Annotated in this window: 19 protein-coding genes; 13 read left to right on the top strand and 6 right to left on the bottom strand. The window is 63.1% G+C overall.

Annotated features, from left to right (window positions below; translation table 11 throughout):
• Positions 1–61: 61 nt before the first annotated feature.
• Entirely contained in the window at positions 62–232 is a 171-nt protein-coding gene (locus ACSSV4_RS08745; RefSeq protein ID WP_454274761.1) for a hypothetical protein, read from the top strand.
• Between the two features lie 17 nt (positions 233–249).
• Positions 250–1908 carry an SLC13 family permease gene (locus tag ACSSV4_RS08740; protein WP_454274760.1) on the top strand — a complete coding sequence of 553 codons (1659 nt, stop codon included), beginning with the start codon at positions 250–252 and terminating at the stop codon, positions 1906–1908.
• 111 nt (positions 1909–2019) lie between these two features.
• On the opposite strand, the gene ACSSV4_RS08735 is transcribed toward ACSSV4_RS08740, so the two are convergent.
• Entirely contained in the window at positions 2020–3144 is a 1125-nt protein-coding gene (locus ACSSV4_RS08735) for a PRC-barrel domain-containing protein (protein WP_454274759.1), read from the bottom strand.
• 236 nt (positions 3145–3380) lie between these two features.
• On the opposite strand from ACSSV4_RS08735, the gene ACSSV4_RS08730 reads away from it, so the two are divergent.
• The 3 genes from ACSSV4_RS08730 (at position 3381) to ACSSV4_RS08720 (ending at position 6423) form a co-directional block, all read left to right on the top strand.
• Positions 3381–3560: a PLDc N-terminal domain-containing protein gene (locus tag ACSSV4_RS08730; protein ID WP_454274758.1), complete on the top strand. Its 180-nt coding sequence runs from the start codon at positions 3381–3383 to the stop codon at positions 3558–3560.
• Positions 3561–3570: 10 nt separating this feature from the next.
• A complete protein-coding gene (locus ACSSV4_RS08725; RefSeq protein WP_454274757.1) occupies positions 3571–4572 on the top strand; it encodes a YihY/virulence factor BrkB family protein in 1002 nt (333 codons plus the stop codon).
• A 258-nt stretch (positions 4573–4830) separates the two neighbouring features.
• On the top strand, positions 4831–6423 hold the full coding sequence (locus ACSSV4_RS08720; RefSeq protein ID WP_454274756.1) for a phospholipase D family protein: 1593 nt from the start codon (positions 4831–4833) through the stop codon (positions 6421–6423).
• A gap of 4 nt (positions 6424–6427) precedes the next feature.
• On the opposite strand, the gene ACSSV4_RS08715 is transcribed toward ACSSV4_RS08720, so the two are convergent.
• Complete coding sequence (locus tag ACSSV4_RS08715; RefSeq protein ID WP_454274755.1) at positions 6428–7483, bottom strand: AI-2E family transporter; 1056 nt, start codon at positions 7481–7483, stop codon at positions 6428–6430.
• Between the two features lie 142 nt (positions 7484–7625).
• Between ACSSV4_RS08715 and ACSSV4_RS08710 the strand changes: the two genes are divergently transcribed.
• The 3 genes from ACSSV4_RS08710 to ACSSV4_RS08700 all read left to right on the top strand — a co-directional run bounded on the left by ACSSV4_RS08710 (position 7626) and on the right by ACSSV4_RS08700 (position 10062).
• Positions 7626–7826, top strand: coding sequence for a CsbD family protein (locus tag ACSSV4_RS08710; protein WP_454274754.1), 201 nt, complete (start codon positions 7626–7628; stop codon positions 7824–7826).
• A complete protein-coding gene (locus ACSSV4_RS08705; protein WP_454274753.1) occupies positions 7826–8317 on the top strand; it encodes a pyridoxamine 5'-phosphate oxidase family protein in 492 nt (163 codons plus the stop codon). The genes ACSSV4_RS08710 and ACSSV4_RS08705 overlap by 1 nt, the downstream gene beginning before the upstream one ends.
• Positions 8318–8382: 65 nt before the next feature.
• A complete protein-coding gene (locus tag ACSSV4_RS08700; protein ID WP_454274752.1) occupies positions 8383–10062 on the top strand; it encodes a mechanosensitive ion channel family protein in 1680 nt (559 codons plus the stop codon).
• Here the strand turns inward: ACSSV4_RS08700 and ACSSV4_RS08695 are convergent.
• Complete coding sequence (locus ACSSV4_RS08695; RefSeq protein ID WP_454274751.1) at positions 10043–10774, bottom strand: Crp/Fnr family transcriptional regulator; 732 nt, start codon at positions 10772–10774, stop codon at positions 10043–10045. The two genes, ACSSV4_RS08700 and ACSSV4_RS08695, sit on opposite strands and share 20 nt — an antisense overlap.
• 69 nt (positions 10775–10843) lie before the next feature.
• Between ACSSV4_RS08695 and ACSSV4_RS08690 the strand changes: the two genes are divergently transcribed.
• Complete coding sequence (locus tag ACSSV4_RS08690) at positions 10844–11251, top strand: hypothetical protein (RefSeq protein ID WP_454274750.1); 408 nt, start codon at positions 10844–10846, stop codon at positions 11249–11251.
• Here ACSSV4_RS08690 and ACSSV4_RS08685 read toward each other — a convergent pair.
• Both ACSSV4_RS08685 and ACSSV4_RS08680 read right to left on the bottom strand, forming a co-directional pair.
• The gene (locus ACSSV4_RS08685) at positions 11248–11619 is read right to left on the bottom strand and encodes a phage holin family protein (RefSeq protein ID WP_454274749.1); all 372 of its coding nucleotides are present in this window, start codon (positions 11617–11619) and stop codon (positions 11248–11250) included. The genes ACSSV4_RS08690 and ACSSV4_RS08685 overlap by 4 nt on opposite strands.
• Positions 11620–11622: 3 nt before the next feature.
• Positions 11623–11952, bottom strand: coding sequence for a DUF883 family protein (locus ACSSV4_RS08680; protein WP_454274748.1), 330 nt, complete (start codon positions 11950–11952; stop codon positions 11623–11625).
• A gap of 170 nt (positions 11953–12122) precedes the next feature.
• On the opposite strand from ACSSV4_RS08680, the gene ACSSV4_RS08675 reads away from it, so the two are divergent.
• The gene (locus tag ACSSV4_RS08675; RefSeq protein WP_454274746.1) at positions 12123–12293 is read left to right on the top strand and encodes a DUF1328 domain-containing protein; all 171 of its coding nucleotides are present in this window, start codon (positions 12123–12125) and stop codon (positions 12291–12293) included.
• Between the two features lie 85 nt (positions 12294–12378).
• Here ACSSV4_RS08675 and ACSSV4_RS08670 read toward each other — a convergent pair whose 3' ends face one another.
• On the bottom strand, positions 12379–13197 hold the full coding sequence (locus ACSSV4_RS08670) for a response regulator (RefSeq protein WP_454274744.1): 819 nt from the start codon (positions 13195–13197) through the stop codon (positions 12379–12381).
• Between the two features lie 110 nt (positions 13198–13307).
• Between ACSSV4_RS08670 and ACSSV4_RS08665 the strand changes: the two genes are divergently transcribed.
• Genes ACSSV4_RS08665 through ACSSV4_RS08655 form a run of 3 tightly spaced genes read left to right on the top strand, consistent with a single transcriptional unit; the run spans position 13308 to position 15792 of the window.
• Positions 13308–13493 carry a NepR family anti-sigma factor gene (locus tag ACSSV4_RS08665; RefSeq protein WP_454274742.1) on the top strand — a complete coding sequence of 62 codons (186 nt, stop codon included), beginning with the start codon at positions 13308–13310 and terminating at the stop codon, positions 13491–13493.
• On the top strand, positions 13490–14044 hold the full coding sequence (locus ACSSV4_RS08660) for an RNA polymerase sigma factor (protein WP_454274740.1): 555 nt from the start codon (positions 13490–13492) through the stop codon (positions 14042–14044). Before ACSSV4_RS08665 ends, ACSSV4_RS08660 begins: the two co-directional genes overlap by 4 nt.
• Positions 14041–15792, top strand: a complete 1752-nt coding sequence (locus tag ACSSV4_RS08655; protein WP_454274738.1) for a sensor histidine kinase — start codon at positions 14041–14043, stop codon at positions 15790–15792. Before ACSSV4_RS08660 ends, ACSSV4_RS08655 begins: the two co-directional genes overlap by 4 nt.
• The last annotated feature ends 75 nt before the right edge of the window (positions 15793–15867 follow it).

Below are 15867 nucleotides of genomic sequence, written 5' to 3'. Positions count from 1 at the left end.
GTCGGGATATGTTCCGCGGCTATGGACCCTGCGACACGACATTTCGTGAAGGGCTACCCGCGTGACCCCTGACCAGATGCTCATCTACTCGATCCTCAGCGCGACGATGGGGCTGTTCCTCTGGGGCCGCCTTCGGCATGACGCGGTGGCGCTTGCGGCGCCTTTGGCAAGCGTGATCGCCGGACTGGTTCCGACGGACACGCCTTTTCGGGATTTGGCCACCCCGCAGTGATCTCAGTGGTCTGCGTGTTGATCCTCAGCCAGGGTTTGCAGAACACCGGTGCGGTGGACTGGCTGGCGCGCAGCCTGCTGCGGCGCGATGCAGGGCGGCTGACCGGCATGCTGGCGCTGATGGGGCTGGGGGCCGCGCTGTCGGGGTTCATGAACAACTTCGGCGCGATGGCACTCCTGATGCCAGTCGCGGTGCAGTCTTCAGACCGGCTCGACCTGACCCCTGGGCAGATGCTGATGCCGCTGGCCTTCGGCACCATTCTGGGCGGAATGACGACGCTGATCGGCACGCCGCCCAACCTGATCGTTTCGGGGTTTCGGGCCGAAGCGGGGCTGGGGCATTTCGCGATCTTCGATTTTGGTCCGGTGGGGGCGGCAGTTGCGGGGGCCGGGGTCGCTTTCGTCGGGCTTGTCGGCTGGCGGCTGGTGCCGACGCGCACCGCCGCAGCCGGTGAGAGCTTCGACACCGGGGCCTATTTCACGGAACTGCGCGTGCCTGCGAAAAGCAAGGCCGTGGGTCTGACCCTGCGCGGCTTCGAGCGCGAGATCGAGACAAGCGATTCACAGATCGTCGGGCTTGTGCGCAAAGAGGTTCGGATCACCGCGCCGCATGGTGGGCGGCGCATTCGCGCCGGAGACATTTTGGTGATGGAGGCCGATGTCGATACGCTGGCCGAGGCTGTGTCGGTATTCGGCATCGAATTGGAGCAACAGAATGCATCGTCGGAGGAGGAAGAGGACAGCGCAGAAGAGACCACGGCCAAATCCGAAGACCCCGATGACACGGAAGACGCGGAGGAGGACAGCCCGACACGCGACGATGAGATCGTGCTGCGTGAACTGGCGGTGCTGCCCGGTTCGACCATTGTCGGGCGCTCCGTGAGGGCTATCCAACTGCGCACGCGTTACGGGCTCAATCTGCTGGCCGTGTCGCGCGCCGGGCGTGCGCCGCGCACCCGGTTGCGGACGCTCAAACTGAAATCTGGCGACCTGTTGCTGGTGCAGGGCGCGTCGGATGCGGTGTCGGGCTTTGTCAATGACACCGGCTGCGTGCCTCTGGGCGCACGCGACCTGCGCATTCCCGACAAGCGCATGGCGCTTGTTGCAGGCGCGATCATGCTAGGCGCGATCGGGATCGTCACCTTCGGGCTGCTGCCGGCAGCGGTGGCCTTCGCGCTCGGGGTGCTGGCCTCGATGGTGCTGCGCACGGTGCCGCTGCGGCAGGTCTATACCGCCATCGACTGGCCGGTGATCGTGTTGCTGGCGGCGCTGCTTCCGGTCGCGGGCGCGATGCAGAGCACGGGGGCCGCCGACCTGCTGGCGCGGTTTCTGGTCGAGACCATCGCGCAGGGCAATGCCGTCGCGGCGCTGGTCGTGGTGCTGGTCACCACGATGTTCCTGTCGGATGTGATGAACAACGCGGCCACGGCCGCTGTTCTGTGTCCCATCGCGCTCGGTATCTCGGGGACATTGGGCGTCAATCCCGACAGCTTCCTGATGGCCGTGGCGATCGGGGCCTCCTGCGCGTTCCTGACACCGATCGGGCATCAGAACAACACCCTGATCCTCGGCCCGGGCGGGTTCCGGTTTGGCGATTACTGGCGACTTGGCCTGCCGCTGGAAGGGCTGGTCCTGCTGGTCAGCGTTCCGGTGCTGCTGTTCGTCTGGCCGCTGTGATCCGCCCGACCTGTCCGGGGGTGCGGCTGATCGCGGTCGCGGTCCCTGGACAGGCGAAAAGGCCGGGCTCTGCAGAGCCCGGCCTGAATTCGATCCACAGTTGAAAAGACCTTAGCCTTCCCACTCCTGCATGCCTTCAAGTTCCTCGCTGCTGTAATTCGTCGTTGCACGCAGCGTGTCGGTCATCTCTTCGCCACCTTCATGCAGCGTGATCTCTTCGAAGGGAATCGCGACCGACTTTTCACCGATCCCGAGGAATCCGCCGACGCCGATAATCACCTGCGAGATTTCACCATTGTCGTTGACGACCAAGTCCGAGATTTCGCCGATGCTCTCATCACCGGTGCCATAGACCGAAAGCCCTTGCAGATCCTCTGCGGTCAGCGCACCGCGCTGATCGGCGGTCAGTTCACCGACCTGGCCGTCAGTCATCTCGGCATTGTCAGCCGCGCCCTGCGTGCCCTGCTCGGCGGCAGTGTTACCGGCATCCGAACCAGTGGCGCCGACCGTGTTGTCGGCGCCGTCCTGACCGGTCACTGCAGCATCGTCAGACGCGTTCTGAGTGGCCTGATCAGAGGCGTTGGTGCTGCCCTGTTCGCCGGTCGCGTTGCCGGTGTTTTCAGTGCTCGCGCGAGCGTCGGAATTTTCGTTGGGCTGCTGCTCGTCGGAACTGTCGCTCCAGAAGCTGTTGCCGCTGTCGCGCAGGCTCTGCTCGTCGACTTCGTTACGGTCCTCCAACGCACTGCGATCACCGGTGAACACGACGAAAAACTCCTGTTGTGCCTCGGCATCCGCTTCGGCATTCTCACCGTTTTCGGATGCGACGAACTTCAGCTCGTCCATGCTTGTGCTGACCTGCTTTTCGCCGATCCCGAGGAAGCCGCCCGCGTCAAGCGTGACGGAGTCGATCTTGCCGTCCTTGGTCAGGATGACATCACCGATTTCGCCCACCTGCTCCCAGTTGTCGGCGGGTTGGCTGGCGCTGTCCGGAATCTCTTGATCCGACGCCTCGGCATTGCGGATATAGACCGCCTGACCGATCATGTCGGAGGCGCGAACATTCATATTACCGACCTTGGCGCTCACGTCGGTTTTTGCAGCACTGTCGGTTTGGCCTTGGGACATTTCGGCAGATGTGCCGGTGTTCGCACCGCTCTCATTGGCCGAATGCGTCTCGGCCATCACGGGCGCGGCCGCGAGGGCCACGATGGCTGTGGTTGCGAGAAAACGTTTCATGATCTTGCTCCTTCAGGGTTGTATTCCGTCGACACCGGTGCGGCCCGGTGCTTCGGGACTACAACCCTCGCGAGACCCCAAAGGTTTCATCCGCCTCCGAAAATTTTCCGGATTTTCTGAGGGAACCAGACCAGTTCCAGGGGCGTTGACCATGGGCGCGCGACGCGGATACGCCCGGTTCTACAGGGCCCAAACCAGGACGCGTGAATGATCGGAACGCAAAAAAAGGAGACACCATGCTCGAAGTGACAGGAATTGGCGGGATCATTCTATTGATCCTCGACGTCTGGGCGATCGTGTCTGTCGTAGGATCGGCGGAGAGTACCGGCAAGAAGGTGCTCTGGGTGCTCTTGATCCTGCTGCTGCCGCTTCTGGGCTTCCTCATCTGGCTTGTCGCCGGGCCGCGCTCGGTATAGGCGCGCAGCGATGAGCGAAGCATCGGACGGCTCAAGAGACGCGACCCGGCCCAAGCAGTTGAATCGGCGCGCCTGGTGGCGCATCCTGCGCCGGGTGATCTATGCCTCCGACAGCCGCAATCTGGGTCTGATCTCCGCCGGTGTGGCGTTCTACATCATGCTGTCGATCTTTCCCGCCATAGCGGCGCTGATCGCGATCTGGGGAATCGCCGCCGATCCGCAGACCATCGCGAACCAGCTCGGAATGGCGCAACAGCTCCTGCCAGAGGCCGCCTATGGCATCGTCGAGAATCAGATCGAGGCGCTGATCCGCTCGACCGCCTCGACGCTGCAACTTACCAGCATCATCTCTCTCCTGCTGGCGGTATGGACCGCGCGCAATGGTGTTGCGGCCCTGGTGCGAGGGCTTAACGCCGTTTACCGCGAAGAGCATCGCCGCAATCCGGTCACGCGCTATCTCGTCGCCATCGGGCTCACGCTGTTGCTGATCGGCGTCGCGATCATCGCCTTCGCCGCGGTCATTCTGGTGCCCATCGTCCTGTCGCTGCTGGTGCTGCCCTTCGGTGTGGAGGCGCTGATCAGCGCGCTGAAATGGCTGATCCTGCTGGGGGTGGTGCTGTTCTCCATCGGGTTGCTCTATCGCCACGCCCCGAACCGGCGCGGCGCGCAGGTGCCCTGGATCACGCCGGGCGCGGTCATCGCGCTTGTCACCTGGGCGGCAGGATCGTTCGCGTTTTCGATCTACCTGCGCAATTTCGGATCGTTGAACGAGGTCTACGGCTCCATCGGGGCGGTGATCGCGTTGCTCTTGTGGTTCTATCTCAGCGCCTATGTCGTGCTTCTGGGCGCGCTGCTCAATGCCGAGATCGAGCTGGAGACGGCTTGCGACACCACTATCGGTGAGCCCCGGCCGGCAGGTCAACGCGATGCCTTCGTTGCCGATCATGTGGCGGACAGCGAGGGGAAACTGCATCCGGCGGAAATCATTGAGCCGCGAAACACGACGCCCTGAGGCCCGGAAACCCGCGCCACACGGGGAACTTTTTCCGCCCTGCGCAGTTGGCCTAATGAAGCCAGCGCCACATACGCTGGTTTGTCCAGGCTCATCCCTGTCCCCATTCCCGGTGAGCCTGGGCCACCCGCCGATACCATCGGGTGCCTGGCCCCCGTCCCCAGCAGGACGGGGGCTTTTTAAAAGCAGGATCGTCCGGGCCGCGTGAGAAAAGATTTCTGGACGTGCAGAAGGCAAGCAACACCTTGTAGCGAGAACATGGAAAAAGCATCGCACACCACGCCAGACGCCCATCCGAAGCCCGCCACCAGAGCGAGCGTCGACCGGTTCGATGTTCTGGTGACCGCCGAAGAGGCCTACCCGGCGTTCGAGCGGGCCTTCCTTGAAGCCAGAACCGAGATCATCGCCAGTTTCCGGGTGATTGACCTTGCCACCCGGCTACGCTCTCCCGAGGCGCAAGAGATCGGCACCACCTGGATTGACCTGCTGGTGCACACGCTGGATCGCGGCGTGGCGGTGCGCCTGGTGACCTCTGACTTCGATCCGGTGGCCGCGCCGGAACTGCATCAGGTGGCCTGGCGCACGCTGCGCCAGATCGCGGCAGTGCGTGAACTGACGCGCAATCCGTCGCTGATCAACTTCACGCTGGCACTGCACGATGCGCGCACCGGCACCCTGCCGCGACTGGTTCTCTATCCGATCGTTCGCCACAAGATGAACCAGTTGGCCCGGACATGGACCGAGATGAGCGAGGCGGAGCGCCAACGCTTCCGGATCGAAACGCCCCGGTTGCAGAAAATCTGTTACGAGGACAGCAACGGGCGGCTTTGCTTTCCACTGCGCCCGGTCGATCTCTATCCGGCGACGCATCATCAGAAAATGGCCGTCTTCGACCGTGAGACGCTCTATATCGGCGGGCTCGACCTGAATGAGCGGCGCTATGACACCAAGCGCCACCGCCGCGCCGCCGAACGCACATGGCATGACATCCAGGCAATGGCCACGGGCCCCGTTGCGCAGGCCGCGCAGGCGCATCTGGAGAGCTTTCTCGACAGCGTCGCGGGGCGGTCGGCGCCCCCCCCCGCCGCGCCCGGCTTTCTGCGCACGTTGTCGCGCCGTCGGCGCGGCATGCCGCTGCGTCTCGCCCCCAAAACGATGCTGCGCGAGATCGAGACCCGCCATCTCGAAGCGATCAACCGGTCACGTCATCTGATCTATCTGGAAACGCAATTCCTGCGGCATCTGCCGCTGGCGCGCGCGCTGGAGCGGCGGGCCCGCGCCTGTCCTGGCCTGCGGCTGATCGTGGTTCTGCCCGCCGCACCAGAGGATGCCGCCTTTGACAGCAATCAGGGCCTCGACCTGCGCTATGGCGAATATCAGCAGGTGCGCTGCCTGACCCGGCTGCAACGGGCGTTCGGCTCGGACCGGTTTCTTGTGGTCTCCCCGGTGCAGCCCCGCAAGACCGACAGCGACGGGCGCGACGCGCTGGAAGACGCACCGCTGATCTACGTGCATTCCAAGGTATCGATCTTCGACGATTTCGGGGCGATCCTGTCCTCTGCCAATCTCAACGGGCGCAGCATGCGGTGGGACACCGAAGCCGGACTCTACCTCGACCAGCCAGAGCATGTGCAAGAGTTGCGCCGTCGCGTCATGGGGCACTGGCTGCCGCCACATTCGAGCGCAGCCTGTCTCGATCCGCAAACCGCGTTCGACCACTGGCGGCAGCTTGTGGAAAGCAACAGTGCGCTGCCGCCCTGCCAGCGGCAGGGCTTTCTGGTGCGCTACGATTCGGACGCGGCGCGCGACATCGCCACACCGGTCCCCGGCATGCCGGAAGAGGTCGTCTGACCGCTCAACCGGTATCTTCGGCAGTGCCCTGCGACATCGCCGTGTCGGCCCCGATCTCGTTGTCGATCTCGAAAATGTCGAGCATCACCAGCACCATCACCAGAACCGGGATCGCGACGATCCCGCCGATCGGCCCCCAGATCCAGAGCCAGGTCACCAACGACACGAACACCAGAAGCGGGTTGACCGAGATATGCTTGCCCACCATGGCAGGCGTCACGAACTGCGCCTCGATCATGTTGATCATCAGGAAAATCGCCGCCGGTGCCACGACCATGATCCCGTCAAAGACGATCAGCCCCGCAAGCAAGAGCCCGGCCACCACAACCATCGGTCCGGCATAAAGGATGAAATTCAGCAGCGCGGCCGCGATCCCCCAGATGATCGCCGCTGGCATGCCAATAAGCGCGAGCGCCGTGCCGAGGGCTATGCCGAGGCCGGTATTGATGATGGTAATCGTCAGGAAATAGCGCGCCACCAATCGCTCGGCAGTGGCAAAGCGGGACTGAATGATCTCGGTATCCCGAGAGGTGCCGATCCAGCGTGACAGCCACTGGTAGATGCCCTTGCGCGTAAGCAGGAAGAAGAACAGCGTCCCGCCAAAGATCAGCACCTGCGCCAGAACCAGCGGGGCCAGCAACAGCGTGCTGGTCAGGGTCGGCATCGACTCGCCTGCGCCCTTGTTGCCGCCAATGCCGGAGGATTGGGTGCCGAGCGCCTCCTCGACCTCGCGGTTGACCGCGTCAAGACCCCGGATGAGACCGCGAAACTCTCCGATGATGGCGCGCAACTCCCATTGGATGACTGGCAGATGCTCGACCATCCGCCAGATCAGCGGTTCCACTAGAATCCCGATCACCGCGATCACCGACACGCCTAGGATGAGCATGATCGCCGACGCAAGCCCGGCAGGCAGCCCCCACCGCTCGAAGACATCCGTCATCGGCGCGAGAATCACGCCTGTCACGACCCCAAGAACCATGGGTGCAAAAATGTCAGCCCCAAGCTTGAGGGTCCCGAACCCGAGCGTCACAGCGATCACGATGACGGCCACCCGCACGATCGGATCACCAGTGGAATGAGGACTGAGCATGCGAGACCAACGCGCGCCGCGCGCAGCTTGTTCCCGCAGATTCGCGCGGAACAAACCACCGGACGACCGCGTTCCCCGCACAGACCGCAGCAACAGAAAGGAAAGTGCCATGAACTGGGAACAAGTCCAAGGCAAATGGAACCAACTGAAGGGCAATGCCCGCGTCGAATGGGCAAGATTGAGCGACGAGGACCTGGAGCGGGTCAAGGGCGAGCGTGAAAAGCTTGTCGGCCTCATCCAGGAGAAATACGGGCGCAGCAAGGAAGAGGCCGAAGAAGAAATCGACGACTGGTCCAGGAGGGTGTCCTGATGCGCGATCAAAGCGCGCTCAAAGAGGATCTCTGGACGCGGCTGGACGACCAGACCGCCGGCATGATGGGTATCGAAGGGGCAGGGCTCCATATGCGTCCGATGACGCCCCATGCCGACGCGGCGCGCAATTCGATCTGGTTCCTCTGCGCCGCTGACAACCAGTTGGCGCAGACCGGGGCCGAGACAGGCCGTGCGCAGTTCACCTTCCAGACTCCGGACGAGCGCTTTTACGCCTGGATTAGCGGCCCCGTCGCGGTCAGCCGCGATCGCGACAAGCTCAACGAGTTGTGGAGTGTCTTTGCCTCGGCGTTTTTCGAGGGCGGGCCAGAGGAATCGGACGCGGTGCTTCTGGAACTGACGCCGCAAGAGGCTGAGATCTGGACTGTCGAGGCGAGCGGCATGCAATTCGCCGCCGAAATCGCACGCTCCGCCTTTGGCCCCAAGGCACGGCCCGACCTGGGCACCCATGAGGTGGTCGGCTTGCCCTGACAGGCAAGGCCGGGCTGGCACGCGACCAGGAGGGAACCATTCGTCCGGCCGGGCGTTTGGCTCTCATGGTATCGTTGTTCCGCCTGCTGATCCTTTGCGCCACGGCCCTCTTCTGCACGGCTGCCGTGGCGCAGGACGAATCCGACGCCTGGTATTCCGCCGAGGTACTGAACGAAGGCCTCGGCCCGGTGCCTGACGATCTCGATCGCTCGACGCCGCGCGCGGCGATGCGCGCCTTTATCGCAAACGCAGGTGCCAACCGTTTTACGGTCGCGGCGCATGTTCTCAATCTTTCGGGCATTGACCCCGAGCGTCAGCCCGACCGGGCAGCACGCGTCGCACAGCACCTCTATCAGGTGATCGACCGCCGTGTCTGGGTCGACTGGTCCGACCTGCCCGCGCGTCCCGATGCCAAGGTTGAGCCATCCGCTGGCGAGGGCAACGCCCCCGGCGAGGTGCGCCGCGATCTGGGGATCAAGCTCTTCGAGTTGAACGGCCGCGCCTACGAAATCCGCATTGCGCGTTACAAGTCGGGCGAGGACACCGAGCCGGTCTGGCTCTTCACGCCGCAGACCGTCGAGGATGTCGCAGCCCTGCACGACGCCTACGGGCCGCGCGCCTTCGAGCAATACATCCCCGACCCGATGAAGGAACAGCTGGGTGGGCTGCGGATCTGGGAATGGATCGGCCTGCCGATCATGCTCGGCCTGCTCATCGGCATCGGCTGGTCGGTCAACGCGATCATCACCGCGCTCTCGCGCAAGGCGCCTTACCGGTTCTTGCAACATGCGTTCGCGCGCGCAGGCTTTCCGCTCGCGCTGTTCGCGGTGGCTGTGCTGGCGCAGGGCGTGCTCAGCCTCGCGGTCTCGTTCTCCGGCCCGGTCACAAGCGTGGTGCAACCCTTGCTCGTCATCATGATGGCCTGGGGCGTGGGGGTGGCGGCGTTGCGCATTGTCGATGCAATCCTTGATCGCGTCACGCTGCGCTATGTGGGCGATATCGACGACACACGCAGTCTCGACCAGCGCGAGCTTTATACCTCGATCTACGCGCTGCGACGAATCATCGTGCTCTTGATGGTGGGTTTTGCAGCCGCTTACGTCCTGTCCCAGCTCAACCTCTTTGAATCCATCGGGATGACCCTGCTGGCCTCGGCAGGTGTGCTGACGGTGCTTCTGGGCATCGCCGGGCAGGCGGTGCTGGGCAATATTCTGGCCTCGCTCCAGATTGCGCTGGCCAAGCCGGTGCGGATTGGCGACAGCGTACTCTTCGAGGGCGATTGGGCCTATGTCGAGAGCATCTTCTACACCTTCATGCGGCTGCGCACATGGGACGAGCGGCGGATCATCGTGCCGGTGCGCTATTTCGTCTCCAAGCCGTTCGAGAACTGGTCGGTCAAGGATGCGCGGATCATGCATACCGTCCGCCTCCGGCTCGATCACAGTGCCGATAGCGACGTGTTGCGTGACCGGTTCCAGGAACTGGCCCGAGAAGACGAGGGCGTCATCGAGCATGATCAGATCTCCTGCTATGTCACCGGTCACACCGTGCAAGGCATGGAATTGTCGTTCTACGCGATGTCGCCCGATCCCTCGACCGGCTGGGTGACCCAAATGCGGCTGCGCGAGGGGCTGTTGCGCTTCATCCGCGAGCGCCACCCTGAATGGTGGCCGCAAGAGCGTATCGCAGGCGGCACGGCCGACGTGGCGGCAGGGGACCAGGCGGTCAGATCAACGGACGCGTGATCACGTCGCGCGTGCCTTCAACACCGGCAACCTCGTACAAGCGCTCATAGTCGAGAATCCGCAGCGTTCCGTTCCGCCACACCACCACGCGATCCTCCCGCAATTGCTTGAGCGTCTTGTTGGTATGAACGAGCGACAGGCCAAGCGCGTCGGCAAGATCCTGTTGCCGGTAGGGCAGAGGCATGGTCCCGCCCTCTGCAAGGCCGAGCGCCACGCCCCGGTCATGCAGCCGCACCAAGGCGCGCGCGACCCGCTCGATCCCGCTCATATGCCCGAGCAGCGCCAGGCTCTCGCCGAGAAAATGCTCCTCGACGGCGGCGATCCATGTCAGATCATAGGCCCGCGCCGGTTGATCCCGAAACAGGGACCAGAGCGATTTGCGCTCGAAAACACAGAGTGTCATCGCCGTCGTGGCTTCGACCGAATGCTGCATTTCCTTCATCACGCCGGCCTGCAATCCGACAAAATCGCCGGGCAGGACGATGTTCAGAACCTGCCGGGCGCCGGATGCCATGGTCTTGTAGCGCAGGCCCATCCCCTCCAGCACGGTATAGAGCTGGGGGCTGTTCGAGCCCTCCAGCATCAGCGTCGTTCCCGGTTCGACGGCCAACTCTCCGCTCTTGAAATTCTCCATGAAATCCACTTCGTTGTCGCTCATCGAGTCGAAGAGCGGCAACTTGCGCAGCGGGCAGTTTCGGCAAGATGTCGCCATCGAGAATTTTCCTCTTCCAGTATGTCACAGTTAAATGCGGAGTGGCGATCTATGTGTCACACTCCGCACATGACAGATATTGACCTGATGAACAAAGCAATGCCCGAATCCCCCAATCCCGCAGTACCCGTTTTTCTTGTGATGGAGCGTGATGCTCTGATTGCTGAGGATATTATCGGCTCGCTCGCCGATATGGGCCCGTGCCGCACCATCCATGTAAGCGATGCGACCGAAATCACACCGCTCCTGAGCGCAGAGCAGCGCATCTCCGCCGCGTTTCTGGAAATGCGCCTGGAGCAGGTGACGGCACTCGGCCTTGACCGGCGTCTGGCCGAGCATGGGGCGCATGTCATCCTCACCATCGGCGAGGATGATGCGGATCACGCGCAGGCTCTTGGCTGGGGCATGCTTGTGCGCCCCTTCACCGACGAGATGCTCCGCGAGGCGCTGATGGGCATGATCGGGCGGTGGCGCTAGCCACGCCGCTCGCGCATCGCCCGTCCGGCCTGCATGCCCATTGCGAATCCCTCGGCAAGCTGCACCAGCGGATCCTTGGCTGGTTCTGGCGGCGGCGTCTGCTCGCGCGACCGCGTCTGCTCGCGCGGCGCGGCTGTGCCGCCCCCCTGCGCGCCAAGCACCATCAGGCATAGTCCAAGAATGAAGTAAAACGCGCCGATGACCATATGGGCCATCAGCACGCCTCCATGCAACGCCAGCACGATCCAAAGCGCCATGGTCAGAAACCCAAGCCCCACCAAGCCAAAGATCACGCCCATGACGCTGAAGGCGGTGGCGCGCGCCGCATTGCGCAGACGCGCGCCCATGGTCGAAAGTAAACCAGCCATTGGTCACTTCCGCCCGGTCATGAACCCAACCAGAAAGCCCAGACCAACGGCCAGTCCGACCGCCGCCGCAGGCTGATTGCGCACCTGATCGGCGGCCTGTTGTCCCATCTCCTCGGCCCGGTACTGCGCGTTGTGCAGGTACCGCTCGCCCGCATCGCGCAGGTCGGCTGCGCTCTGGCGCGCCTGATCGGCGGCCGCGTCGCGTGACGACCTGCCAAGACCCGACAGCGTCTGCGAGATATCGGCAATGTCCTGCTTGAGCGTCGCAATCTGCTCCGAGAGATGTTCGATATCCTTTTGCGGCGATGCGTCGGTGGTTCTCGATTGTGCCATTCTGCGGCCCTCCGTTTCGTGTTGCGTTACTTCGCCAACGCGCTCGCGACGGGGATGTTCCCGAAAACCATTGGGAATCCGGGCTGCGGGCTCATCCCGGGGACTCCTCGGAACCATTTGCCTCGCTCGCGGGTTGTCAAGGCAACGACACAGCAACAATGGAGACATTCATGCTTTACTGGGCACTCATCTTTCTGGTCGTCGCAATTATCGCCGGCCTTTTCGGCTTTGGCGGGATCGCCTCGGCCTCGGCGGGCATCGCTCAAATCCTCTTCGTGATCTTCCTCGTGCTCTTCGTCGTAGCGATGGTCGTCCGCGCTCTCAAGGGACGGTCGCCCTGATCCGGATCGGTTCATGGACCAAACCCATAAAAAAGGCCCCGCACCTCGCTGGTGTGGGGCCTTCTAGACTCTCGTGCGCAGGCAATCAGCCCTGCAACGTCTCGGTGCTGGTAAAGAACATTGCCTGGCTTACCGCCGACAGCACCTGTTCTTCGGAATAGGGCTTGGTGATCAGAAACGCCGGTTCGGGCCGCTCGCCGGTCAGCAGACGTTCGGGGAAGGCGGTGATGAACACCACCGGCACCTCGCCGATTTCTTCGAGAATATGGTTCACCGCGTCGATGCCCGAGGATCTGTCGGCCAACTGGATATCTGCAAGGATCATGTCCGGCGGGTCGCGCCGTGCGAGCGTCACCGCCTCGTCGCGGGTGCGCGCATTGCCGGTCACCTCGTGGCCCATGCTCTCGACAATGGCGGTGATGTCCATGGCGATGATCGCCTCATCCTCGATCACCATGATCCGCCCGCGAATGTCGCCTGACATTTCGCGATGCGCGATGGCAAGAAACTCGCGCGCCTCGTCGGGGCTGACGTCAAGAATGCTGGCGATACCGCTCGTCTGGAACCCCTCGATGCTGTGCAGCAACAGCGCCTCGCGTGTGTTGGGCGTCAGACGCGAGAGCCGCCGTTGCGCCCGGGCTTCGGCATCAAGCGCCTCGCCAGTCTCTTCCACCGGGGCGCCGGACGAGACCCAGATCTGGTGAAAGGCCCGAAACAGCGCCACCTTGTGCGACAGGCCCGTCTCGAACAGGCTCTTGTCGGCCAGAAGCGCCTCAAGCGTGGCCACCGCATAGTGATCGCCGGTCTTTTGATTGCCGGTCAGCGCCCGCGCATAGCGGCGCAGATAGGGAAGCTCTTCCGCGATCTGCTGTGCGAGGTAAGGCTGGCTCTGGGTTTGCGTCATGGCATCCTCAAAAAAAGTTGTCGTTGATGGAACCAAACGCGTTCTGGCGTGTTAGGTTCCCCTGCGGGCAAAAAAACTGCCCGCTCGAGCATGACAGAAAAAGCAGCACGATGACAAACAAACGCAGGACCTCAAGATTGCAACAACAGATCGATGACAATCTCCGGCGCGTCTATTCGGACACGGTGAAAGAGCCGTTGCCCGACCGTTTCTCGCAACTGCTCGACCAATTGCGCGCGCAGGAGAGTGATGAACCCCAAGAGCATTCCGGGCAATCCCCAAAGGATGAGTCGTGACCTCCAGTTCCGATCCCAGAAACGAGCTGGTCGAGCATTTGCCAGCCATGCGCGCCTTCGCGATGAGCCTGACGCACAATCCCGCGACGGCGGATGATCTCGTGCAGGATGCAGTGGTCAAGGCATGGGGCAATTTCGACAAGTTCCAGACCGGCACCAACCTGCGCGCCTGGCTTTTCACGATCCTGCGCAATACCTATTATTCGCTCTATCGCAAGCGCCGCCGCGAGATCGAGGACCCGGACGGCACCTTGGCCGGGCAGATGTCGGAAAAACCCGCCCATGACGGACACCTCGCGATGACCGATTTCCGCGCGGCCTTTGCCAAGCTCACTGACGAGCAGCGCGAGGTGCTGGTGCTGGTCGGCGCCGAGGGCTTTTCCTACGAGGATGCCGCCGAGATGTGCGGCTGTGCCGTGGGCACGATCAAGAGCCGCACCAACCGCGCCCGCAAGCGTCTCGCCGAGTTGATGCATCTCGACGACGAGGACGAGCTTGAAATGACCGACCGGGCGACGCTGGCCGTCGTGCAAGGAAAGCCCGCAGCATGAGCGCGCGCCCGGCGCTGCCCCGCCGCGCGCTCAAACCCCGCCTCGCCACACAGCTGATCCTCGTTCTGAGCCTCGCCATCCTGCCGCTCGGGCTGATTTCCCTCTACCAGACCACCAACGTCCTGCAGGAGCGTCAGTCGCTCTCGGAGGCCGCCCTCCTGCAACGCACGCAGCAAGCGGTCGACGAAAGCCGCGAGGTCATCCGCTCGGCGATCAGTTCCGCCGAGACGCTGGCGGTTCAGATCTCGGCGCTGCAATCCTCTGGCGATACCTGTGGCGCGGTCATGTCCGAGGTCGTGGAACGATCCGACAATTTTGCCTTCGCCGGCTACCGCGACAACGTGCGCGGCCTGATCTGCGCCTCGAAGGACGTCAGCGCCAACACCGAAAGCCCTCTCGACGCCCTTCCGGAAATCGACCAACAGAGCGAGTCGGTGCTGCTGCGCCCGCTCGAATTCCTCGGCGGAATCGCCACGTTCAGCGTCACCGTGCCGGTCATCGACGACGGCCGTTTTGTCGGCACGGTCTGGGTGGCCGTGCCGGTCACCGCGCTCAACGGAGCGCTGTCGCAGGCAGGCGAAACCGTCAATCTGGTCCTCTTCAAGGCCAATGGCGATATCATCGCGACCGAGGATTTCACCGAGAATCGGCGCTCTGTTCTGCCCGCCGACCGGAGCCTTCAGGATCTTGCCGCCTCCGGGCGTCAGACCTTTCGCGGCGAGAGCCGAGAGGGCGAAACCCGCGATTTCGCCGTCTCGTCCATCGTCTCGGGTCAGGTCTTTGTCCTCGGCAGCTGGATGCCGCAGGGGCGTGGCATCCAGATGCCGATCTTGGAACAGGCACTGGCGCTCTATTTCCCCTTTGCGATGTGGGCGATCACCATCGCCGTGGCCTATGTCGGCGTGCACCGTCTGGTGATCCGCCACGTCCGGCGCCTGCGCTCGTGGATGCGGCTCTATGCCAGCGGCGGGTATGACGATCTTGGCGACGCGCGGCTCGATGATGCGCCAGAGGAACTCGAGGTCATGGCCGATGCGTTCCGCGCGATGACGCGGCGCCTGTCGGAACAGGACCGCCGCCGCGAAGAGGATCTGCAGGAAAAGACCGTATTGCTGCGCGAGGTGCATCACCGGGTCAAGAACAACCTGCAACTGATTTCCAGCATGATGAACATGCAGATCCGCGCAACCGACAGCGCCGAGGCGCAGCGTCTGTTGCGCCGGGTGCAGGACCGGGTGATGGCGCTCTCGGCGATTCACCGTTACCTCTATCTCGCGCGCAAACTGTCGCTCCTGCGGGCCGACAAGCTGCTCGAGGATATCATCCAGCAACTTGTCATCGTCGGCACACTCTCCGAAAGCGGACAACGGATCAACGTGACGACTGAACTCGACCCGGTCGAGATCAACCCTGATCAATCGGTGCCGCTGTCGCTGCTGGCGACCGAGGCGGCAATGAACGCGGTCAAGTATTGCGGCGTCAGCGCGGATGGCGAAGCGTGGATCAACATCGCCCTGAAGGCGCAGGACGATGGCATGCTGTGTCTGAGCATCGTCAATTCACGCGCAACCGAAGGTAGCGACACCTTGAGTGAAGAGATCGGCAGCACCGGGCTTGGCTCCCGCCTGATCAAATCCTTTGCCACCCAACTCAACGGCACGCTGGAAACCCATGACCTGCCCGACCGTTTCGAACTGCATGCCGTGTTTCCGATTGCCTGGCACGAAGACCGCGACGAGGACATCTGAGCATCTGAAAAACAGGGCGTTCCCCGGGAACCATCCGGGCCTGTGCGGCGTTTATTCCCCAGCAATGACAGTGGA

Source organism: Roseovarius sp. MBR-154, from assembly GCF_053628595.1.
This window is presented reverse-complemented; position numbering and strand designations above follow the sequence as displayed.